Source organism: Paenibacillus sp. BIC5C1 (genome assembly GCF_032399705.1).
GTDB lineage: Bacteria > Bacillota > Bacilli > Paenibacillales > Paenibacillaceae > Paenibacillus > Paenibacillus taichungensis_A.
The window spans coordinates 5973027-5994046 of record NZ_CP135922.1 but is presented as its reverse complement, the minus strand read 5'-3'; the positions used below and the strand labels follow the sequence as shown (position 1 = coordinate 5994046).

The window sequence follows — 21020 nt, the reverse complement described above, 5'->3', positions numbered from 1 at the left end:
GCAGGGGTTTTATTTGTTCAGGGCCAGAGCATAGGACGAGCTATAGACCATGTTTTGGCTTTTTGTCATGGCATGAATTAAAATGATGAGAATGGATCATGCAAGTGAAACTGGAATGTACACGATCGAACGATGAGGGGGCACATAGCATGTTCAGGAAAGATTATCTGCTCCGCATGATGGAGGAAATGACAGAAGCGATCGGCAAAGTATTTACACTTAAACAACAGCGAAAACACACGGAGGCTCTGTCCGAGCTGGACGAGCTGCTGCGTAGGCAGTTTGGACTGAATTTATCTTTGCTGAACTCACTGCCTGCCGAAGATGTCATTGAAATGTTCCGTTTTCGCGGCGTCATTGAAGTGGACAATCTGCAACAAGCCGCCAGGCTGATCGAAGAAGAGGCGTACATTTATAATGAAAAGGCCAAAGTAGAGGGCATAGATGACCAAGAAAAAATGGAGTCAGAGGATGAAGCACTCATTCGTCTGATGAGATCACTTCATTTTTACTTATACGCACTGAATAATGGGGCTAATCCGAGGCTGCTGGATGCTCCAGATCGTGTGGAGGGAATATTGGAGCAGACGAAATCATATGAACTTCCGGCACGAACGGAAAAGCAGCTTGCCCTGTATCGTGAACAGCAGGGGCGTTATGATCAGGCTGAGAATAGCTGGTACAGACTGCTGCAGGTAGACGAAAGCCATCCCATTCAGTATCGGGATGAGGTACAGGCTTTCTATGAAAGGTTAAGACAACTGGAAGATGAGCAATTGCAACAAGGTGGCTTGCCTCGTGAGGAAGTGGAAGAGGGGCTTGCCGAGCTGAACCGTTAAACCGATGAATAGGCCCGTTAACTTGGAGAGGGAACGGAATTGTGTTATGGTAACGGTTGACCAAACCAAACCGAAAGTGAGATGTACCCCCGTGGATTCATTGCGAAAGCTTATACAAGACATCTTTGAACAGAATTCGCTGATTACAGCGACCTGGAGCCAGCTGCGCAGACGGGACAATGTCTCGTATACGAAAGTGCAAGTCAAGCCGGTAACGCTCAAGAATCAGCTTCATTATCAATTCGCATTTCATTATACCAACAAAGTGCTGCACGAGAATTTGACTCCGGATGAAGCGGTAGAGCGCATGACTTTGCTATGCGAAGAGACGTTTCGTCAAGGACTGCTCTGTACTACAGACGCAGATTATCAAATTTTGATCAGCAAAAAATATAAAGTGTCCATCTTGACCAAGTCGCCTTCCAAGACTGCGGTGGACCTCTCGCATAATCGCAAAAAGCAATATGTGCTGGAAGATGGAGTTCCCGTTTCATTCCTGGTCGAGCTGGGAATTATGAGCGAGGAAGGCCGCGTTTTGGCTCGAAAGTACGACAAGTTTAGACAGATCAACCGTTTCCTCGAAATGGTACAGGATGTCATTCCGCATCTGCCCGAGGGCCGTCCATTGACCATTGTTGATTTTGGTTGCGGAAAGTCTTATCTCACCTTTGCTTTATATCATTATTTATCCGTACAGCAGCGCAGATCGCTCAAAATTATTGGCCTCGACTTAAAAGCCGATGTTATTGAACATTGTAATGATCTGGCAAACAAATTGCATTACGGTGACCTGAAGTTCCTCGTTGGAGACATCGCTGACTACGACGAGCTGAATGAAGTGGATATGGTCGTAACGCTGCATGCCTGTGATACAGCAACTGATGCTGCTTTGGAGAAAGCTGTTCGTTGGGGCGCTTCTGTCATTCTATCTGTACCGTGCTGTCAGCACGAGCTGTTTGACCAGATTGAATCCAACGTAATGAATCCGTTGTTGTCACACGGTATTTTGAAGGAACGCTTCTCCGCTTTGGCAACCGATGCTATTCGCGCCAAGTTGCTCGATCTGATGGGATACAAAACGCAGTTACTCGAATTTATCGACATGGAGCATACACCAAAAAACATTTTGATCCGTGCCGTACGAGGCCAGGCTGGACAGACTGCTGACATGTGGAATGAATATACTGCATTCCGTGATTTCATTCACGCTGATCCTTATTTGGAGCGGGCATGTTCGGACTTGCTTCCAGGTGACGGCAAGCTGAAAGAAGCTGCGTCGAACCTTGGGGCAGATGCGAGCCAAGAGAATTCAAATGAGGAATCAATCAAAGGTGTCACCCCAGATGCCAGCCACTGTGATCATTGTTGAATGTGAATGCCTATGGAACGATGAAGAGTGATGCATAATGATTGACGACAGATGGCAAAAAGGATGATACATGATCGAGTTGCTTGATCCTTTGAAACGATGCAGTTCGTCTGCCATCGCCGTTGACGGGACATACTGATAATAGGGTCCCGTGAAAATATATATAATGTGCCAAAGGCAAGTAATCAGGCAGAAGACCCTATCGGGAGCTTCTGTCTTTTTTTGTTTGGAATTGATTTGGGAGAATATGGGGATGGGAGAAAGGAGAGGAGCGCATGAAGGGAGGGAAATTAGATGAGAAGACTAAGTGGAGTTCAGAATCGGCACTAACGGCAATTCTTGGTTTAATTGCAGTGACGTTACTCTTGGCAGGGTGTCTATGCAGGGGATTGTTTTATGCTACGGACGTATATCCCATGGTACTCGTGGCATCAGGAAGTGTACTTATTTGGTTTGTCTTGTTTATTATGTGCTTCAATGAACCGAAGACGAGAGGGCAGTCAGGGATTGCTCAGTGGTCGAATTACCTCAAACGACTATACGAGGCCATTATGCAGCATGCTCATACCCGCTGGATGCTTTGGCCCTTGGCTATGGCAGTTTGGTTTGGTCTGCATGTATGGATAGGTCCTGTCAACGTACAGGGAAGCTTGGATGAGATGCTGCGCTGGAGCCTTCTGGCGATCTTTGCGTTGTTAACCGTCATGCTGGCCTCGCGCATGAACGGAACGCGATGGTTTGCCTGCGGCTGGCAATGGGCAGGCGGCCTGCTGGTGCTAAGCGGAGTACTTGCCGCGTGCGGTGTGCTGCCGCTGCCTTATGGGGTCATGCGAACCGCTGACCCTGAGATCAGCTCCGCCGGAGCCCGGCTCGGCGGATTGCTGCAGTACCCCAATGCGTACGGTGCCATTGTTGGCATGTACGCATTGGAGCGGCTGGCTGCAGCCGCGCGCGCTATGGCCCGGCCGTTGTCGGCCGGGCGCCTCATCGCGGCAGTGCTGCCGCTAATGCCCGCGCAAGCCGCGCTGCTGCTGAGCGAGTCGCGCGGCGCTTGGCTGGCGACCGGCTGCGCCGCGGTCGCCGCCTTCGCTTTGCAGCGGCGCGGTGCCCGCCTGCTGCTGCTGCTGGCCACGGCCGCGCCACTGGCGTGCGCGGCCTGGCTCTACAGCCAGCTGGCTGCGGCCCAGCTGGCGCCTGCACCCGTGCCCGGCCTGCTGGCCCTGGCCGGGGCATGGGCAGCTGCGCTGCTCGGCACGCTGCTGCTGTGCCGTTTGTGGCACAGCGGCGCTCGTGTGCGCGCTGCTGCCCTTACGGCCACCGTGCTGGCGGGAATTACCGCCGCCACGGTGGCCGTGGCCTCCACCGCCGACCGCATGGCGGCAGGTGTCGGCACAGGGCTGTCCCGCCTTCAGATGTGGCGGGATGCCCTGAAGCTCTGGACCGAGGCCGCATGGCTGGGCCACGGGGGAGAGACATGGCGCAGCATGTTTCGCGCCATCCAATCCTCGCCTTATGTTGGAGGCGAAGTACATAACGGTTTCCTCGATCTCGCCCTCGATACAGGCGTGATCGGATTGTTGCTCATCGCCGGATGGTTCTTGTCCACCTTGCGTACGATGTGGAGGCGTGCACCTCATTTGCTGCCCTCGGTTATTGTTTTTGTCCTCCATGGCGCAATGGACTTTGACTGGAGCTTCACCTTTCTTTGGATGATGTTCATTTGGCTGGGGGGCTGGGCTCGCTCGTCGGCAACTCTACAGGAATTCGCGGCTGACAAAAAGCGGTCTCGTTTTCTCCGTCCGTTAAGCCCATGGCCTCAACGGATATTAACCGGACTGTTCGTCATGTTTTGGCTTGGCGGCACAGTTTGGCTTACTGGACAACAGGTGGTGGCAGAACAACAATATCGTCTAGCCATGTCAAAAGATTCAGGAGATACTGAGCGTAAAGCGCTACTTACTGCGGCGTACAAGTTCAACCCCTACAGACCGGATATTGCCATCTCCCTGTCCCGTACGCTTCAAGTGGAAAAGGCTGAATCCATATTGGTGCAGAGCTTGTCCTTTTCTCCTGTTTCACCCCAACTCTACGGAGAGCTGGGGCGGTTGGCAGCTCAATCGGGTAGAGGAGAGCTGGCCGGGAACTATTTTGAACATGGCCTGGCCCTGAATCGCTTTGACGCGTCCAGCCAGTCCCAAGCCCTGTATTGGATGGAACAGGCATCACGGAGGGAACTGGCGGCAGGGTATGCTGAACGAGGGAGGCAGACCGCTGCTGCTGGAGTAAGGATGTACGAACGTTATAGACAACTGGCGGAAGAAGTGGCAGCAGGGGAGGAGAGAAATGATCGGCGTTTTGAGCTTAAAGAAGAAGCATCGCGTTATGGGGGTAATCTACGCCTCCTTGCTTTTGGTCCACTTGCTTCAGAAGTGACCAGAAAGAGTCCCTGAATATCTCACCTTTATCCAACGCTTAAAGTGAACGAGTACCATGAAAAGAATGATTTAATAAATAACGTGATGAACGATCTCGCATGGATCCAACGAAAGTATTGCTTTACGCCTCAGTTCAGGTTACACAACATCGAATAATATGCTGCACCATAGGATGTTCGTCTACCTGTCCAGTACGCCCAACCTACAGGCGATATCCGCCAAACGCATTCTTAAAGGCAGCTTGCAGCGGTTCTACCTCCACACCCCATAGAGTTGCGATCTCAGCGCTGACATCCGCGTTCCACCACTCGCATAATTTTTTGCGGTTATCCCGATTTTCTCCGATCCAGAGCAGATTGGCGATGACCTTCCCGTAATACAATTCTTCCGCCTGCTTCATCAGTTCGGGAGATATATATACCTTTAGCTTTTTGGCTGTTCGATACAGCTCCTTGCTGCACGCTCTTCGGATACCTCGGGCAGAAGGCAGTTTCTGGCCTGGGGTATTATGTTTGACCGGGGGAGTACCGGGTGCTGATTTGAATGACATCTTCTCACGCTCCTCTCCCGATACCATATGCAAAGGACTGCCTCCGGGACACTCCCCCAAACGGGTGAAGTAGCAACAGCTACAGGCCTGTGATAAAATAGGGACGAACATCCATGGTGCGGAAGGGCACTGCCAATCAGGATGAAGAAAGAGGGTCGAGATGGACGTTATTCATAACATTGTCAATCAATTATTCGATTGGATTCAGAGTCTTGGATACTTTGGAATTATGCTTGGACTAATGCTTGAAGTTATTCCGAGTGAAATTGTACTGGCATATGGAGGTTTTCTCGTTTCACAAGGCCATATTAATTTTTTCGGTGCAATGATTTTTGGTACCGTGGGCGGTGTCATAGCCCAGCTATTTATTTACTGGATTGGCCGTTATGGCGGAAGACCTGTACTTGAACGCTACGGAAAATACATATTGATCCAGAAAAAGCACATCGACCATTCCGAAGAGTGGTTCCGCAAGTATGGGACGGGTGTCATTTTCACGGCGCGTTTTGTTCCGGTCGTAAGACATGCCATATCGATTCCTGCCGGTATATCCAAAATGCATACGGGTCGATTTATTTTGTTGACAACCCTCGCTGTTATACCTTGGTCTGCATTGTTTATATATTTAGGGATGATACTTGGAGATCAATGGCAACATATCAACGAGAAAGCGGCACCTTATATTATGCCGATTCTGCTCGTTGCTCTCGCACTTATGATTATTTATGTACTTATTAAATGGATGAATGCTCGTAAAAAGAAGGGAAGTGTCTAGTTATGGGAAAACCAAACTTGTCTCACAAATTCGGTAAAGGTCTGCCACCGAAAGAATTCATTGAGAGCATGACGAAGAACCAAAGTGAGTTTCAGGCAAACTATGACAGCTTTGCATGGCCAAGCGAGGATGATCGTGAATTTTTCGAAAGCTTGAATCACCGCGATGATTTGCGTGTGTTAATTTTGGCTGCTGACTGGTGTGGCGACGTGGTACGTAATGTTCCGGTCGTATTCCAGGCGCTGGAAATCTCCGGGATTCCGACAGAAGTTCTTATTTTGGAAAATCACCCTGAAGTGATGGATGAGTTCCTTACGATGGGCGGACGCTCTGTCCCTGTCGTTATTTTTGCAGATACGGGCGGACATGTACTGGGTCAATGGGGACCTCGCCCGCAACATGTGCAGGAAGTTATGGTTGAATTTAAACGTCTCAACCCAGACCGTGAAGCAGCAGATTATCAGGATAATTTGGCTGTTGCACGTCAAGAGATTGGTAAACGTTATGGGGAAGGAACGGAGTCAAATGCAGCTATTATTCGTGAGTTGCGTGAACTGATTTCGGGTTACTGAGCCGATATGCTTAACATTCGTACATTTTCTTTGGGTCCGCTCCAGACCAATGCGTATCTGTTGCAGGGCGATGATCCAGGTAAAGCCGTAATCATTGACCCTGGAATGAATCCGGGCCCATTGCTCAAAGCCATTCAGGACCTGGAGATCGAAGCGATTCTGCTTACTCACGCGCATTTTGATCATATGGGCGGCGTGGATGAAATTCGCAAATTGAAAGGTTGTCCCGTTTATTTGCATGACTTGGAGAGCGATTGGCTCACGACGCCAAAATTGAATGGTTCTTTGAACTGGCCGCAGGCTACCCCGCCGCTATCGACAGATCCAGCTGAATATGCCTTGGATGAAGGACAGACTTTGAACTTTATTGGCCATACGTTCAAAGTGTATCATACACCAGGACACTCACCAGGCAGTGTAAGTTTACTATGTGGTGATGATCTGTTTGCAGGTGATGTTCTGTTCCGGATGGGTGTAGGCAGAACGGATCTGACCGGAGGCCGTGAACGGGATCTGATTGATTCAATCCAGAACAAGTTGTACACCTTCTCGGATCAGGTCAAGGTGTATCCAGGTCATGGTCCCAAAACGACAATCGGTTATGAGAAGAAGAACAATCCATACGTGTCTGCAAGATGATCCGACAATTTATGTGAAGAAAGTCTGGACAAGTGACAACTTTTTCATTAGAATAGCAATTAGTTGTTACAAACGTTAAAGCACCATCTAACTGAAGCAGTACAAAGAAACACCCTAACTTGCGAAGCACGCAGACTGTGGTCTATACCCGGTTTGCGTTCTTTTTTTGTTTTCAGCCACTTTTTTATCAAAGTTACACCCCGTTTAGCCCTACATACAGATCGTTGACAAGTATCTACAGAAGATCGTTCTAGTCCATTTAGCAAGTCGAATTATAATAAGATTGAGATGATAAGAGTCGGAAGAATTATGAAACAATAGCTAATGAGAGCGAGGAATTAGAAGTGGAGAAAAAGCGAGTGATTCAGTTGGGACAACGTGCCGAGAACCTGATCATCGAAGAGAACCGTCGAGCAATGGAAAGTGGCAGAATAGAAGCAGTTACCCAACGTCCTCAACTACATAACTACATGAACAATGAGATGAATCCAATCAAGGATCAACAGCAGAATATATGGAGAAGTCATTTATTAAGCAGTGGAGCTCGCAACCAACCGTGGTTCGACAAACTGCAAGATTACCGAAATGAAGTCTGATTGCCCGGGAAATTGTCGGCTTCAGATTTTTTTTGGATTGAATTGAACGTTTTTGCAGAGCCTGTCGTAATAACATAAGACTGAGCGGAGAGCAGGTGATGATTCAGATGGAGGCAGCCGAACTGGAAGAGGTACAGAGAGCGATACAGGGGGATGACAGTGCACTGGCAGAACTGCTGCAACGTCACTACGCCTTTGTGTATAAGTATCTTGTCAAAGTAACGATGGACCCCAACGTTGCTGAGGAGACAGTGCAGGATACGATGATTCGATGTATGGAAAATATTCATAGATACGATGGCTCGTCTGCCTTTTCGTCATGGATGATTACGATTGCCACCCGTATATATATCGACAAGACTAGGCGCAGACGAAGAGAACAGATTTGGCTGGAAGCAATTCGTAATCAGGCTGTACGGAAATTGCGGTGGCAATTTGAGAGCCGGAATGAAGAATGGACAGATGTCATGGATGCCATGACAAGGTTAACCCCAGAACATCGTATTGCCGTCCTGCTGAAGCATTATTATGGTTATGGCTATGATGAAATTGGTGAAATGCTAGGTATTCCATCCGGAACGGCGAAGTCTCGAACTGCCTATGGTCTTCGTCAATTGAGAAAGGAGCTGGGTTGAGCATGAGCAGATCTGAGGAACAGGATGAACAAGAGATTCTGATGCGAATGCAACAACAGATGAAAGTGCTCGATGATGCGTATGAGCCTGTAAACACTCCTTCCTTAGCCTCCATTGAAGCCCAAGTTAAGGAACGAAAACAAATGAAACGACGAGCCAATCGGATTGAAATGATTTTGTTCTGGATTGTGGGGCTGTTCATTATCGCTTTTGGTGTCTTGCTGTTCCATTCGGCTCCAGCTCTATATTTGGGTATCCAGGCGATTAACTTGTGCGCAGCGATTGCCGTGGCAATAATCTGGTCAGGGCGACGCCGGAAGGAGACTCATTATGAATGATCTGCATTATTCTTTAAATGAGATTCCACTCGTATGGCTTATTCTGATTGCCGTTCTTTTGCTAATACAGGGAACATGGATCTTTCAGGATGCACGCAGGCGTGGCCGTTTCCCCTGGTTATGGGGATTGTGGGGCATCACCGGATTTCCAACACCTTTGATCATATATTGGTTCATTGTGGTGCGAGCAGATCGCAGACCTCCTAAGCGAACATCGGACAAATGATAGAGTTTACGGTTTGGAAAAAAGATTTTGCACAAATGTTTTGTTTAATTCTAGTAATCGTAGACATCGCTATTCTTTTCTAGTAGACTATACAAATAATAAAAAGATAGACTACCAGGAGGTTAGACGATGCTGCGATTAGGAGAGAAGGTTGTCATCGTCGCGGATGCGTTTGAGCAGAATCTTCCTGTGGGGGAATATGGTTTCATCATCGCTTATGACCGGAATCCGGACAATGCGTTCGATTACGTGCTTCGAGTGCCGCAGGTGAATCGGAACTTTTTTGTTCCATCCGGCGACGTCGATCTAGAAGAGGTTCTGCTGAAGCAGGAAGCTGAGCGGGTCGAGCGAGAAGCGTTGATAGATTACGCCCTTGCGACACACAATGAGAAACTGTTTCATCATCTGATGAACGGAGATTTTCAAGCTGTGGAAGAGGAAGAGGAAACCGCGAACGATGTTATGTCACAGGCGGATTTTATAAAGCAGGTTAACCTGCGTGCATGGATTTAAAATTTGAAGAGTCGGCTGATGCCGGCTCTTTTTTGATTAGATTAGAAAGTCTGAACGTTAAAGCCCTCATTATCCTAGTTATGCGTGTAAAAATTCAGTTGATTAGGTTTCAAAATGTGTCTAAGGGAAGACTCTATCGTTTGGGGTTATTTTGCATATTCGGTAACTCGGGTCATTTGCATTGAATTGTCGAACTATCTCACCTATAATGAAAAAAGTTATCTTGGGACTTTAGCCCGTTAAACGGACGATTCGTTTTCGGCGGTTTCAGGAATTAGAACGAATGAAGGAGGCATCCGGAAATGAGTATTTCGAATAATGACGTTCAGCATGTGGCCAAGCTGGCCCGGCTTAATTTGACTGCTGAAGAAGAGCAGACCCTGACAGGACAGCTGAACGCGATTTTAAAATATGCTGAGAAGCTGAATGAACTGGTTACAGAGAACATTGAGCCAACCACTCACGTGCTGCACGTCAGCAATGTGATGCGTGAAGATGAGACGAAGGAAAGTCTGTCGATTGAACAGGTCATGCGCAATGCACCAGATGAAGAAGACGGGCAATTCAAAGTGCCTGCTGTAATGGAATAACGGATAACCGGAAGGAGGACGAATTACGTGAGTTTATTTGAACAATCGTTGCCGGAGATACATAACAAGCTGCACGCCAAGGAGCTGTCGGTCAGCGATCTGGTGAATCAGGCATATCAGAACATTGGTGAACGGGATGAGAAGGTTAAGGCTTATCTGGCACTGGATGAAGAGCAGGCGCGTGCACGTGCACGTCAACTCGATGATCGTCTTGTCAGCGGTGAGGAGAAGGGTTTGCTTTTCGGTCTGCCTGTCGGCATTAAGGACAACATCGTTACGAACGGACTGCGCACAACATGCGGCAGCCAGTTTTTGCGCAATTTCGACCCGGTGTATGATGCAACGGTTGTCGAGAAGCTGAAAGCGGCGGATACCGTGACGATCGGGAAGCTGAACATGGACGAATTCGCCATGGGCGGCTCCAATGAAAATTCAAGTTTCTATCCGGTACGTAACCCTTGGGCACTCGATCGTGTTCCAGGCGGTTCTAGTGGTGGATCTGCTGCGGCTGTTGCGGCAGGAGAAGCTTATTTCACATTGGGATCAGATACAGGGGGCTCCATCAGACAGCCTGCTTCCTATTGCGGTGTTGTCGGTTTTAAACCTACCTACGGACTCGTTTCCCGCTTTGGTCTGGTTGCATTCGCATCTTCCCTGGATCAAATTGGACCTTTGACGAAAAATGTCGAGGACTCTGCCTATGTGCTGCAAGCCATTGCTGGCTATGACGCCAAAGATTCGACATCCGCGAGAGTGGATATCCCGGATTACTTGAGTGGACTGACCGGGGATGTCAAAGGACTTCGCATTGCTGTTCCGAAGGAATACATTGGTGAAGGCGTTGATCCTCAAGTTAAAGAAACCGTCCTGTCTGCCCTGAAAGTCCTCGAAGGACTCGGCGCAACATGGGAAGAAGTATCCCTTCCGCATACCGAATATGCGGTAGCTACGTATTATCTTCTCGCTTCCTCGGAGGCTTCTTCGAACCTGGCTCGTTTTGACGGTGTGCGTTATGGTGTTCGTGCAGACAATCCGGAGAACTTGCTGGATCTGTATCACCAGTCTCGCAGTCAAGGTTTTGGTCCCGAAGTGAAACGACGCATCATGCTTGGAACCTATGCGCTCAGTTCAGGTTACTACGATGCGTATTATTTGAAAGCCCAAAAAGTGCGTACGTTGATCAAACAGGATTTCGACGACGTATTTGCCAAATATGATGTCATCATTGGGCCAACTGCGCCAACAACGGCATTTAAACTCGGTTCCCAGGTCGATGACCCACTTACGATGTATCTCAATGATATTCTGACTATCCCTGTCAGCCTGGCTGGTGTACCTGCAGTTAGCATCCCTTGCGGATTCTCGGACGGACTGCCTGTTGGTATGCAGATTATCGGTAAAGCCTTTGATGAAACGACCGTACTGCGCGTAGCGCATGCGTTTGAACAAAATACGGAATTCCACAAGCAGCGTCCGCAGCTGTAGACTGCCCGGAACGGAGGAATATAGAAATGTCCGCATCTAAATATGAAACGGTCGTTGGACTTGAAGTCCATGTCGAGTTGCATACAAACTCCAAAATCTTTTGCGGCTGCTCCACTGCCTTTGGAGCTCCGCCCAATACACATACTTGTCCGGTCTGTCTCGGACATCCAGGCGTATTGCCTGTGTTGAATCGTCAAGCTGTAGATTATGCGATGAAAGCGGCCATGGCCCTTAACTGTACCATTGCTGATGTCAGCAAGTTTGACCGCAAAAACTACTTCTATCCCGATTCTCCGAAGGCTTATCAGATCTCACAATTCGATCAACCGATTGGTGAGAACGGCTGGATAGATATCGAGGTCAACGGTGAAACAAAGCGAATTGGCATTACGCGTCTTCATCTGGAAGAAGATGCAGGGAAGCTTACCCACGTGGATGGCGGCTATGCTTCATTGGTCGATTTCAACCGTGTTGGTACTCCGTTGGTAGAGATTGTGTCCGAGCCGGAGATTTCTTCTCCGGAGGAAGCACGTGCATATCTGGAGAAATTGCGTGCGATCATGCAGTACTGTGATGTATCCGACGTGAAGATGGAAGAAGGCTCACTGCGTTGTGATGCCAACATTAGTTTGCGTCCGCATGGACAGGAGAAGCTGGGAACGAGAGCCGAACTGAAAAACATGAACTCCTTCCGGGGCGTTCAACGTGGTCTGGAATATGAACAGTATCGCCAAGCGGAAATTTTGGACGATGGCGGCGAAGTAGTTCAGGAAACTCGTCGCTGGGATGAGGCTCAAGGGAAAACATTGTCGATGCGTGGTAAAGAGCAGGCGCATGACTATCGTTATTTCCCAGATCCGGACTTGGTGAAGCTGCATATTGATTCAGCCTGGAAAGAACGGATCAAAGCTTCCATACCGGAGCTTCCTGACGAGCGTAAAGCCCGTTATACCGCTGATTATGGACTGCCTAATTATGATGCGGAGGTTATTACCTCTTCCAAAGCCGTCGCTGATCTTTTTGAAGACAGTCTGAAATACACCAAGGATGCCAAAGCCGTATCCAACTGGATTATGGGTGATTTGCTTGGTTATTTGAATACCAGCAACCTTGAATTGACTCAGGTACCACTGACTGGCCAAGGTCTGGGTGAGATGATTGGACTGCTCGAAAAAGGTACAATTAACAGTAAAATCGCCAAAACAGTATTTAAGGAAATGCTCGAGAGCGGCAAGCTTCCACAGCAAATTGTCGAAGAGAAAGGTCTGGTTCAGATTAGTGACTCAGGTGCCATTCTCGCCATTGTGGAGCAGGTTGTTGCGAACAACCCGCAATCCGTGGAAGATTACAAGGCTGGTAAGCAGAAGGCTATTGGCTTCCTCGTTGGACAAGTCATGAAAGAAAGCAAAGGCAAAGCCAATCCGGGACTAGCCAATCAACTGCTTACAGATGTACTGAACCGCTAATCCATCCGGTGAGGCCGGACAGAAAGAGGCTCGTCCCTGTGACAGCCTCTTTTTGTTAGGGGCATAAGTTTGATTGCATTGTCCGGGATTCAGTGACATACAAAGGAGATGAGGTAGGTTATGAAGATTCAATCTTTGTCATTGAGTGATCTGGAGACAGTAGGGCAGCTCTGGCGACTGCAGCATGTAGCTTATCGGCTCGAGGCCGAAATCATCGGATTTCAGGAGATTCCGCCTTTGATGGATACGATGGAGACGCTGCAGAACTGTGGGGAGACCTTCTATGGCTACTTGGACACGGATGGTGAATTGCTTGGTGCGGTTGCAGTGGATGAGGAAGAGATCAACACGCTAACGATCACACGAATGATGGTGCACCCTGATCATTTTCGTAAAGGAATTGCTGCTGCGTTGATGACACATGTATTTGAACAGTATCCGGATCTTCCGCGTTATATCGTTTCCACAGGAACGTTGAACCAGCCAGCCGTGAAATTGTATACCAAATTCGGATTTAAACCCGTGGAAGTTGTGCAGATTGCACCAGGAGTGGAATTAACGACATTTCATAAGAATAAAGATTAATGATGTGAACAACTTGGAGGAGGAGTACCGGCTTTGGGCAATCCCTGGTTCATAGATGAGTGGCACATTTTATTACGATTATTACTGGCTATGCTGCTTGGAGGGCTTGTAGGTCTAGAGCGGGAGCGTTCCAATCATGCTGCCGGTCTGCGTACCCATATTCTGGTATGTCTTGGATCTGCACTAATTATGATGTTATCTGTTTATGGTTTTAAAGATTTTGCAAATGAATTAAACGTAAGGATTGATCCGGCCCGTCTGGCTACAGCCGTTATTACTGGCGTAGGTTTTCTCGGAGCGGGTACGATTCTTTTTACCGGCAAGTCGATTACCGGACTGACAACAGCAGCTTCCATTTGGGTTGTCGCAGCCATCGGACTGGCAACAGGCGCGGGATTCTTTTTTGCCTCCATCGTGTCAACAGTCTTGGTATTACTTAACCTCTGGGTATTCAATAAGTTGGAGCTTAGGTATATCCGTGGAAACAAACTGCATGTGGTTACCCTTCATACCTTGTCTGAGCCCGGTTTTCTGGAACAGGTATCTTCATTTATGGAGCAGGAGAAGATCAAAATCCGTAAAATAACGGTTAATGAACAGGATTTGGCTTATGCAGAGATGATATCGGTTGAACGCAAAATTGAAATTGTGTTGCATGTCTACATGCCTCATGAGTTCAGTGCAGTGCAGCTTGTATCCAAGTTAAGACAGTGGGAACATGTAACGAAAGTGTCAGTCGAATAATTGAATTAAACCCTCTGAGGCCTTTAGTGTCGGAGGGTTTTTGCTCATAACCATATTTCTTCCAGTTACTCTCCTGGCTCTTTAGGGTACTATCTAACCAAATGCATGAAGAGCGGGAACATCCCCGGAAGAAAGGAGTCGTTTATGAAACGGAAACGTCAGTCGAACAATAATTCCAGCGGAAAGCGTGGAAAACCTGTCCGCAATCGGACCCACAAGTTTATTGCCGGGTTACTAAGTGCGGTTATTCCGGGTCTGGGCCATATTTATCTCCGGCTATACATGAGAGGTCTGACTTTCATGATGCTTGTGCTTCTGGACCTGTCAGCACTTTTGTATTTCTCAACTATTGGAATACAGATCAATGTACCATTGCTTATCCTGCTGGCATTGTTTATTCCGGTGATTTACTTTTACAATGTATTCGACGTATTGCAATCTGCGGACTGGGTGATGATGCGCAGGAGAAGAGCGGTTACGCACAATAGCTCGGACAAGCCCATCCCTAACGAACGTTCTGCAGGGGAAGCTATGATGGTGTGGGAGAGAGGCATTTCGTTTGGACTGCTTCTGATTGTAGGAGGGTCGCTGCTGGTATTGTTCTTTCGCAAACCACGTTGGTTTAAAGAGCTAATCGCTGTGTATGGCGGATATACATTTGCTGTTCTGATGATCACAGGAGGACTAATCCTATTCGGACGGGAAATCTGGGTCATGCTTCGCAAGAAGAAAATCTAGTGTGAACTATTCAAGGAGGGATAGCCATGAACCGTAAAGTCCGGGTCGGCCGCTATACGGCTGCCGCCTTAATCGTAGCTGTCGGTGTGCTGTTGATTTTGGATAAACGGTGGGGAACGGACTATGTATATGAGATGGTCGATTGGTGGCCCCTCTTGCTCGTTGTGTTAGGTGTGGAATACATACTGTTGTTCTTAGTGACACGTCGAAGAGGGAATGTAGATGCAAACAACCAGGGTGAGAAAATTAAAATGCGTTTCAGACCCGATGCTAAGGGCATCCTGACGTCCCTTGTCCTGACGGCTTCTGTATTTATCGTTTCAGAGCAGGATCACTATATGCATTTGTGGAACAGGGTGAGTCTCAATCTGGGGGCTGCATCCATGGACTACAGTCAGGCAGCTGGATATATGGAAGATAAGGGCACGATTCGGGTGCCTGTAGGTATGGATACGTCGGACCTAGTTGTTGAGGGCGTGAACGGGGATATCTCGGTACAGCGGGGGGACACGGAAGAGATTGAAGTGCGCACGGTAGTTTGGGTGGATCAGACAACTGAAGTACAGGCCAAAGCAGTGGCGGACGCTTCCTTTGTTGAGGCAGACGGTACAAAAGTGATTCATATCAAGACTACAGGCAAAACGTATGGAGAGAACGAGAAAACACAGCCGCGGATGAATATCACCATAACGATCCCCGATGATCGTCGTTTCAATCTCGATATTCGAACGTCCAATGGAGCCATATTGTTGAATCGTCCGGAAGCTATTAGTACCATTTTGGCTGAGACAGGAAATGGACGAATTCGAATTACGAATGCAGTAGGTGATATTTCGGGTAAAACGCTGAATGGTGATGTCGTTGTGGCAAATGCGATCGGAAATGTGGACTTGAACAGTAATCGAGGAGACATGAAGGCCCGTGGGGTTTCTGGAAATGTGAACCTGACTACACAAGTCGGAAGTATTAACATCACGGACTCCGTCGGAGAGATCACGGCGGATACCCGAAACGGAAATATCAGTGTAGACGGCGCAAGTTTGGCAGTTAAAGCTCAATCCCTCAATGGCAGTATAAGTATTGTATCCGCCAAAGTAGGCGGTGACTGGGACGTTTATAGCGCTGTAGGTGCTATTAACATTTTGATTCCGGAGCGGGGGGATTATAGTCTCAGTGGTTCCAGCAGTTATGGAGATCTGCAAACGGATCTGCCGTTTAAAGTGAAGAATAAAACGATTGAGGGTCAGCTTGGTGAAGGAGAATATACGGTTAAAGTTGAGGGAAACAGCGACCTCACTATTGATCGTAATCCTGCAGTGCCTCCTGTTGGAACGAATTCGCTGGATCCGGAAAATACGGATGATAACTTGGAACAAATGTCCGAAGACGGACAGAATTCCCAAGACCAAACGTCCGAAGTTCCCTGACTGACGCGTTGACAATAAACTTGCAATCGCCGTACAATAAATATAAACTGGCAAGGTTACACGGCAGGGAAAATGTATAGTCGTTGTTCCAGCCGAGGATCAACTCTGAATGAAGAGCACATGTGATCATACATTCTGTCTCTGCAGAGTAATGAAAGGTAAGGCGGTGGGTTTTATGGCAACACGTGTCCAACATGCGTTGGAGCATCTGAAAACGACCGGTGTCCGTATTACACCCCAGCGTCATGCCATATTGAACTATCTGATGGAATCCATGGGGCATCCAACAGCCGATGAAATTTACCGTGCGCTTGAACCCCAGTTTCCCAGTATGAGCGTGGCGACTGTATATAACAATTTGAAGATGTTTCTGGAAGCCGGCATGGTTAGGGAATTGACATACGGAGATAATTCAAGCCGCTTCGATGCCAATGTGACGGATCATTACCATGTTATTTGTGATAAATGCGGCAAAATTGAAGACTTCAGTTATCCTTCTTTAAAGAGCGTGGAGCTCCAGGCGGAGTCAAGTACAGGATTTGAAGTACATGGTCACCGATTGGAAGTATATGGAGTTTGTAAAAGTTGCAGGGATTAAGAGAGTTGAATTACAATATTAACGTGCAGAATTCAGTTTGGATTCTTCACGTTTTTTGTTTTTAGGACGATAGAATGTATATAGTCTCAGCAAATTAGCTATTTCATGATTCAGCATGATTAACGGAGGTAGACGTTTGAGTAGAAAAAGCAGATATACACGTCAGAAGCGCCGCTCGTTCTGGCCTGGATTTTTAGCTGCCTGTGTTGTCGCAGGTGGTGCTTATTGGCTAATAACGAATGTTTGGCTTAATCAGATTCACGAAGACCCCGACTGGATTGGCATGAATCAACCTATTTTTGTGGACGGACAGCTGATGGATGGTGAAGCCTCAGGAACGGGAGATCAGCTTAAGTTGCCTGTATCAGTGCTGCAAGAGGCGATCGATTCCGGAATACGCTATGAAGCTGACACAGGAGATATCATAATTGCAACACCGCAGCGAGTACTCCATATGAAGGAAGGCAGTTCGAAGGCGGAACTTAATCATCGAGATTATCCCATGACGGTTAAACCGGAGGTGGTTGGCGGAGAAGCTTATATTCCGCTCAAACCATTGAAAGAAGTGTATGGAATAGCTATACAAGAAGATGCTACAACGGGTGCGGTGCTGCTGATGCGTGGAGGTGACACCATTCAGTATGCGGAGATTAATACATTGTCTTCCAAGGCGGACAAAACGGTTCCATTGTACAAGCGCGGGGGAGAATCTTCTTCTCCCATTATTGCCGATATGGAGCAGGACGCACGAGTAAGGGTATGGCAGACTGGTGATGACCAGAGCTTTGTTCAGTTGGATAATGGTTATGCCGGATACGTGGCTAATAAGTATGTCACTCTTACGGAGAAAAAGGAACTGGACAAGCCCAAATTCACCCTGACCGCGGCGGAGAAAAAGTGGCAGAATAAACCGGTCAACCTGGTTTGGGAAGCCGTATACAATCGACAGCCTGATGTGTCTTCGATTGGCAAGATGCCTGGAGTCAACGTGGTCAGTCCCACGTGGTTCCATATTACAGATGGACAAGGCGGCGTAAAAAGCAAAGGGGACAAAGCATACGTTAACTGGGCTCACCGTTCCGGCATGGAAGTGTGGGGCTTGATGGATAACAGCTTTGATCCGGATATTACGAAAGAAGCCGTAGCCTCATATAAGACACGTACGCATATTATTGAGCAGATGCTGGAGTATGCACAGACCTACCATTTAGATGGCATTAACATAGACTTTGAGAATGTCTATACAGACGATGGACCGAATATCACTCAATTTGTCCGCGAAATCAAGGCGATGGCTCGCATTCATGGCTTGATGCTCTCGGTTGATGTAACACCGAAATCGAACAGTGAGATGTGGTCCGCTTTTCTGGATCGCCGCTCGTTAGGCTCTTTTGCCGATTATATTGTCGTTATGGCGTATGACGAGCACTGGGCTGCGAGTCCAAAGGCCGGTTCGGTTGCTTCGCTTCCTTGGACGGAGTCTTCTATGAGAAGGATCCTGGAAGAGGATGAAGTACCATCGAAGAAATTGATTATGGCTGTGCCGCTATATACTCGAATCTGGACGGAAGAGACCAATGATCAAGGAGAAGTGAAGGTGTCCTCCAAAGCAGTAGGCATGAACACCATCACAGACCTGATCAAGGATAAGAAACTTAAACCTGTTCTGGATAAACAAAGCGGACAGAATTATGTGGAATATTCCGAAGATGGGGCTACTAAGAAAATTTGGATAGAAGATGCCGTTTCGCTTCAGGCACGTGTTGATTTGGTTGCTTCGTTGAAATTGGGTGGAGTAGCTGCATGGAATCGAAGCTTCGCTAATGTATCGGCATGGGAGACGTTAAAACAAGCAGGGTATTCGAAATAAACATGAAATAACTCTATTGAACTTATATATTAATTAATTAATTAACTAATTTAATGTCTTTCTGAAATTCAAAAAAAGGTCCGGTGAAGATACCGGGCCTTTTTTCTGTCTCTGGGCTTTGATGAAAAAGAGCATCTTAGCTGTTGGAACTCATGCCATGATCTGTGTCGGAAGGGGATGGAGATGTGGAATGCGCTTTCAGTTGTGGACTGGTTGTATTGGCCTGATTAGGGTCCAGGGTAAGGATGGTATGACAAAACATACAACGATCCGTCTTGCCGAGCATTTTGGTTAACTTGCCACATTCCGGACAGTCAACTTGTACAGCGCTTGTGGATAGCATACCAGCCCAGAAATAAATGGCCAGACTAGCCATCATGGCAATCAGGCCGATGACGAGTCCCACAGCGGCAAATACTTTGCCCGCGTGTCCCCAGAACACAATTCCGGCAGTTCCCAGTACCATTAGGCCCATGCCTAGCATGGTAAGTAGTAGTCCCCAAGTGCGAAAAGCATTAATTTTTGCTGATTTAAAAATCATGAAAAATGCTCCTATCGTATGAGTAGTATCGGACCTGGATAAGAAGGAAACTTCAGTCTGCATGTAGAATTACATTATAACTGACTTGGCGCTTATCTGCCATGAATTGTATGGAGGGAATCGTGGAACTAAAGAACCTTGCTTTTTTGTCCGAACAGTCGGAAGAGACAGGGGCAGTTGGGGCTATCGCTTATTCCCACCCGGGAGATCGATTCCACGGCTCCCTAATCCAGGATTTTGAATTGCTCGTACTTGTCGTTCATAATACAGACCAGTTAATCTCCAAGGTTGGACACTACAAATATGGTGATCTTCGTTATCAAATGATCTATGTCAGCCGACCTGAACTGCAGAGCAGTGTAATTACGGGGGATAACAATAACATCATGCAGTGCCTGATTGAAGGTGAAATTATTTGGGAAGCGGATAATGCCTTAAGCAATTTACGTGAGGAACTGTCTGCTTTTGGAACTGAATTACGTGAGCAAAAGCTGCTGCATGAATTCGCCAGTTTTTTGAGAATGTATGTGGAAGCCAAACGTTACATTCAAGAGGGACATGTGGTTGATGCTTATTACAATGTGCTAGAAGCTCTGGGGAACTGGGCTAGAATTGTACTTATTGAACAGGGGATCTACCCGGATCATGCCGTCTGGACACATGTGCAGAGTTTGGATCGCGCCTTGTGGAAGCTCTATCAGGAGCTTACAGTAAGTTCAGAGACGCTGGAACAGAGAGTCGAGCTTGTGCTGCTTGCTTGTGAATTCTCAGTGATGTCCAAAATGAGTGATTGCTCAGGCTTGCTTCTGCGTGTGCTTGGAAGTCGAAGAGAACCGTGGAGTATGGATGAACTTGTTCATCATCCACAGTTGAGATTTGTACGGGAGGATTTGCCTCTTATCCTTCGCAAACTGGTGTTTCGTTCTATAGTAAAAGAATCGGCAGGATGGCCATCCTTTATAGGAGGAGATGGACGAGAAATCCGCTATTGGATTGAGGCGTAGTTACCCGTGAAGTCTGCTGATACATGGCTTATGAAGTAGGAGGGGAAACCTTCCTTTTTTGTTTGTTTAATAATTTATAAAAAGAGGTTGACTCTTATTCAGGAAATATGATACATTATATTTCGTTCCTCAAACGAGCTTATCGTCAACAAATGATAAATTCTGCAAAGGAAATAGTGAAGAACGAAAGCCTCAAAAAAGAAATCAAAAAAAGTTCTTGACGAAAACAAACGAAATGTGATACATTATTTAAGTCGCCGCCGAAAACGCGGTTGAGACGAAAAAGAGTAACACAAATCGAGTTTGATCTTTGAAAACTGAACAACGAGTGAGTAACGATCTTGCTTGCAAGATCGACGCTGAGAAATTGGTACAAGTCTTCGGACTGTATGATTTGGAAGCGAAATAAATGAGATTTTTAATCTCGTCAGTTTCAAAATGAGCTTATCGCTCTTTTCAATACCACCGATGATTTTCATAGCGTC

General features: G+C 47.4%; 23 protein-coding genes. 21 read left to right on the top strand and 2 right to left on the bottom strand.

The features are described from left to right. The first annotated feature begins 149 nt into the window (after positions 1 to 149). The 3 genes from RS891_RS26910 to RS891_RS26900 all read left to right on the top strand — a co-directional run bounded on the left by RS891_RS26910 (position 150) and on the right by RS891_RS26900 (position 4658). Positions 150 to 839 (top strand): DUF6483 family protein, encoded by a 690-nt coding sequence (locus RS891_RS26910; RefSeq protein ID WP_113055374.1) that lies wholly within the window; start codon positions 150 to 152, stop codon positions 837 to 839. A 91-nt stretch (positions 840 to 930) separates the two neighbouring features. Beyond that, a complete protein-coding gene (locus RS891_RS26905; RefSeq protein WP_315793653.1) occupies positions 931 to 2208 on the top strand; it encodes a class I SAM-dependent methyltransferase in 1278 nt (425 codons plus the stop codon). Between the two features lie 275 nt (positions 2209 to 2483). Then, positions 2484 to 4658, top strand: a complete 2175-nt coding sequence (locus RS891_RS26900) for an O-antigen ligase family protein (protein WP_315793652.1) — start codon at positions 2484 to 2486, stop codon at positions 4656 to 4658. A 187-nt stretch (positions 4659 to 4845) separates the two neighbouring features. On the opposite strand, the gene RS891_RS26895 is transcribed toward RS891_RS26900, so the two are convergent. Continuing rightward, complete coding sequence (locus tag RS891_RS26895) at positions 4846 to 5193, bottom strand: dehydrogenase (protein WP_090904732.1); 348 nt, start codon at positions 5191 to 5193, stop codon at positions 4846 to 4848. Between the two features lie 160 nt (positions 5194 to 5353). Between RS891_RS26895 and RS891_RS26890 the strand changes: the two genes are divergently transcribed. The 17 genes from RS891_RS26890 to RS891_RS26810 all read left to right on the top strand — a co-directional run bounded on the left by RS891_RS26890 (position 5354) and on the right by RS891_RS26810 (position 18990). Continuing rightward, entirely contained in the window at positions 5354 to 5968 is a 615-nt protein-coding gene (locus RS891_RS26890; RefSeq protein ID WP_113055372.1) for an undecaprenyl phosphate transporter UptA, read from the top strand. Positions 5969 to 5970: 2 nt separating this feature from the next. Further along, positions 5971 to 6540 (top strand): thioredoxin family protein, encoded by a 570-nt coding sequence (locus tag RS891_RS26885; RefSeq protein ID WP_113055371.1) that lies wholly within the window; start codon positions 5971 to 5973, stop codon positions 6538 to 6540. 6 nt (positions 6541 to 6546) lie between these two features. Next, positions 6547 to 7179, top strand: a complete 633-nt coding sequence (locus RS891_RS26880; RefSeq protein WP_315793651.1) for an MBL fold metallo-hydrolase — start codon at positions 6547 to 6549, stop codon at positions 7177 to 7179. Between the two features lie 344 nt (positions 7180 to 7523). After that, complete coding sequence (locus RS891_RS26875; protein ID WP_146752156.1) at positions 7524 to 7775, top strand: hypothetical protein; 252 nt, start codon at positions 7524 to 7526, stop codon at positions 7773 to 7775. A gap of 107 nt (positions 7776 to 7882) precedes the next feature. Beyond that, a complete protein-coding gene (gene sigY, locus RS891_RS26870; protein WP_113055490.1) occupies positions 7883 to 8410 on the top strand; it encodes an RNA polymerase sigma factor SigY in 528 nt (175 codons plus the stop codon). Between the two features lie 2 nt (positions 8411 to 8412). Beyond that, positions 8413 to 8748 carry a YxlC family protein gene (locus RS891_RS26865; RefSeq protein ID WP_315793650.1) on the top strand — a complete coding sequence of 112 codons (336 nt, stop codon included), beginning with the start codon at positions 8413 to 8415 and terminating at the stop codon, positions 8746 to 8748. Beyond that, on the top strand, positions 8741 to 8974 hold the full coding sequence (locus RS891_RS26860; RefSeq protein WP_113055367.1) for a hypothetical protein: 234 nt from the start codon (positions 8741 to 8743) through the stop codon (positions 8972 to 8974). The genes RS891_RS26865 and RS891_RS26860 overlap by 8 nt, the downstream gene beginning before the upstream one ends. Positions 8975 to 9103: 129 nt before the next feature. Then, positions 9104 to 9487 carry a hypothetical protein gene (locus RS891_RS26855; protein ID WP_024631336.1) on the top strand — a complete coding sequence of 128 codons (384 nt, stop codon included), beginning with the start codon at positions 9104 to 9106 and terminating at the stop codon, positions 9485 to 9487. 302 nt (positions 9488 to 9789) lie between these two features. Then, positions 9790 to 10077 carry an Asp-tRNA(Asn)/Glu-tRNA(Gln) amidotransferase subunit GatC gene (gene gatC / locus RS891_RS26850; RefSeq protein ID WP_315793649.1) on the top strand — a complete coding sequence of 96 codons (288 nt, stop codon included), beginning with the start codon at positions 9790 to 9792 and terminating at the stop codon, positions 10075 to 10077. Between the two features lie 27 nt (positions 10078 to 10104). After that, complete coding sequence (gene gatA / locus RS891_RS26845) at positions 10105 to 11562, top strand: Asp-tRNA(Asn)/Glu-tRNA(Gln) amidotransferase subunit GatA (RefSeq protein ID WP_315793648.1); 1458 nt, start codon at positions 10105 to 10107, stop codon at positions 11560 to 11562. Between the two features lie 26 nt (positions 11563 to 11588). After that, positions 11589 to 13028 carry an Asp-tRNA(Asn)/Glu-tRNA(Gln) amidotransferase subunit GatB gene (gatB, locus tag RS891_RS26840; protein WP_113055365.1) on the top strand — a complete coding sequence of 480 codons (1440 nt, stop codon included), beginning with the start codon at positions 11589 to 11591 and terminating at the stop codon, positions 13026 to 13028. A gap of 120 nt (positions 13029 to 13148) precedes the next feature. Then, positions 13149 to 13613 carry a GNAT family N-acetyltransferase gene (locus RS891_RS26835; RefSeq protein WP_113055364.1) on the top strand — a complete coding sequence of 155 codons (465 nt, stop codon included), beginning with the start codon at positions 13149 to 13151 and terminating at the stop codon, positions 13611 to 13613. A gap of 33 nt (positions 13614 to 13646) precedes the next feature. Further along, positions 13647 to 14357, top strand: coding sequence for an MgtC/SapB family protein (locus tag RS891_RS26830; RefSeq protein ID WP_113055363.1), 711 nt, complete (start codon positions 13647 to 13649; stop codon positions 14355 to 14357). 144 nt (positions 14358 to 14501) lie between these two features. Next, positions 14502 to 15095, top strand: coding sequence for a hypothetical protein (locus RS891_RS26825; RefSeq protein WP_315793647.1), 594 nt, complete (start codon positions 14502 to 14504; stop codon positions 15093 to 15095). 26 nt (positions 15096 to 15121) lie between these two features. After that, positions 15122 to 16522, top strand: coding sequence for a DUF4097 family beta strand repeat-containing protein (locus tag RS891_RS26820; protein WP_315793646.1), 1401 nt, complete (start codon positions 15122 to 15124; stop codon positions 16520 to 16522). Between the two features lie 175 nt (positions 16523 to 16697). Beyond that, a complete protein-coding gene (gene perR / locus RS891_RS26815; protein ID WP_024631328.1) occupies positions 16698 to 17120 on the top strand; it encodes a peroxide-responsive transcriptional repressor PerR in 423 nt (140 codons plus the stop codon). A gap of 136 nt (positions 17121 to 17256) precedes the next feature. Then, positions 17257 to 18990 (top strand): glycosyl hydrolase family 18 protein, encoded by a 1734-nt coding sequence (locus RS891_RS26810; RefSeq protein ID WP_315793645.1) that lies wholly within the window; start codon positions 17257 to 17259, stop codon positions 18988 to 18990. A gap of 136 nt (positions 18991 to 19126) precedes the next feature. On the opposite strand, the gene RS891_RS26805 is transcribed toward RS891_RS26810, so the two are convergent. Beyond that, entirely contained in the window at positions 19127 to 19531 is a 405-nt protein-coding gene (locus RS891_RS26805; RefSeq protein ID WP_113055359.1) for a YgzB family protein, read from the bottom strand. A gap of 122 nt (positions 19532 to 19653) precedes the next feature. Here RS891_RS26805 and RS891_RS26800 point away from each other — a divergent pair, with 122 nt between their 5' ends. Beyond that, positions 19654 to 20535 carry a nucleotidyltransferase-like protein gene (locus RS891_RS26800; RefSeq protein WP_258530781.1) on the top strand — a complete coding sequence of 294 codons (882 nt, stop codon included), beginning with the start codon at positions 19654 to 19656 and terminating at the stop codon, positions 20533 to 20535. The last annotated feature ends 485 nt before the right edge of the window (positions 20536 to 21020 follow it).

Bases quoted from the DNA above. Each gene is read 5' to 3' on its own strand.
- RS891_RS26910 (WP_113055374.1), top strand. From the start codon at position 150: ATGTTCAGGAAAGATTATCTGCTCCGCATGATGGAGGAAATGACAGAA.
- RS891_RS26900 (WP_315793652.1), top strand. From the start codon at position 2,484: ATGAAGGGAGGGAAATTAGATGAGAAGACTAAGTGGAGTTCAGAATCG.
- RS891_RS26895 (WP_090904732.1), bottom strand. From the start codon at position 5,193: ATGTCATTCAAATCAGCACCCGGTACTCCCCCGGTCAAACATAATACC.
- RS891_RS26890 (WP_113055372.1), top strand. From the start codon at position 5,354: ATGGACGTTATTCATAACATTGTCAATCAATTATTCGATTGGATTCAG.
- RS891_RS26885 (WP_113055371.1), top strand. From the start codon at position 5,971: ATGGGAAAACCAAACTTGTCTCACAAATTCGGTAAAGGTCTGCCACCG.
- RS891_RS26880 (WP_315793651.1), top strand. From the start codon at position 6,547: ATGCTTAACATTCGTACATTTTCTTTGGGTCCGCTCCAGACCAATGCG.
- sigY (WP_113055490.1), top strand. From the start codon at position 7,883: ATGGAGGCAGCCGAACTGGAAGAGGTACAGAGAGCGATACAGGGGGAT.
- RS891_RS26865 (WP_315793650.1), top strand. From the start codon at position 8,413: ATGAGCAGATCTGAGGAACAGGATGAACAAGAGATTCTGATGCGAATG.
- RS891_RS26860 (WP_113055367.1), top strand. From the start codon at position 8,741: ATGAATGATCTGCATTATTCTTTAAATGAGATTCCACTCGTATGGCTT.
- RS891_RS26855 (WP_024631336.1), top strand. From the start codon at position 9,104: ATGCTGCGATTAGGAGAGAAGGTTGTCATCGTCGCGGATGCGTTTGAG.
- gatC (WP_315793649.1), top strand. From the start codon at position 9,790: ATGAGTATTTCGAATAATGACGTTCAGCATGTGGCCAAGCTGGCCCGG.
- gatB (WP_113055365.1), top strand. From the start codon at position 11,589: ATGTCCGCATCTAAATATGAAACGGTCGTTGGACTTGAAGTCCATGTC.
- RS891_RS26835 (WP_113055364.1), top strand. From the start codon at position 13,149: ATGAAGATTCAATCTTTGTCATTGAGTGATCTGGAGACAGTAGGGCAG.
- RS891_RS26825 (WP_315793647.1), top strand. From the start codon at position 14,502: ATGAAACGGAAACGTCAGTCGAACAATAATTCCAGCGGAAAGCGTGGA.
- RS891_RS26820 (WP_315793646.1), top strand. From the start codon at position 15,122: ATGAACCGTAAAGTCCGGGTCGGCCGCTATACGGCTGCCGCCTTAATC.
- perR (WP_024631328.1), top strand. From the start codon at position 16,698: ATGGCAACACGTGTCCAACATGCGTTGGAGCATCTGAAAACGACCGGT.
- RS891_RS26805 (WP_113055359.1), bottom strand. From the start codon at position 19,531: ATGATTTTTAAATCAGCAAAAATTAATGCTTTTCGCACTTGGGGACTA.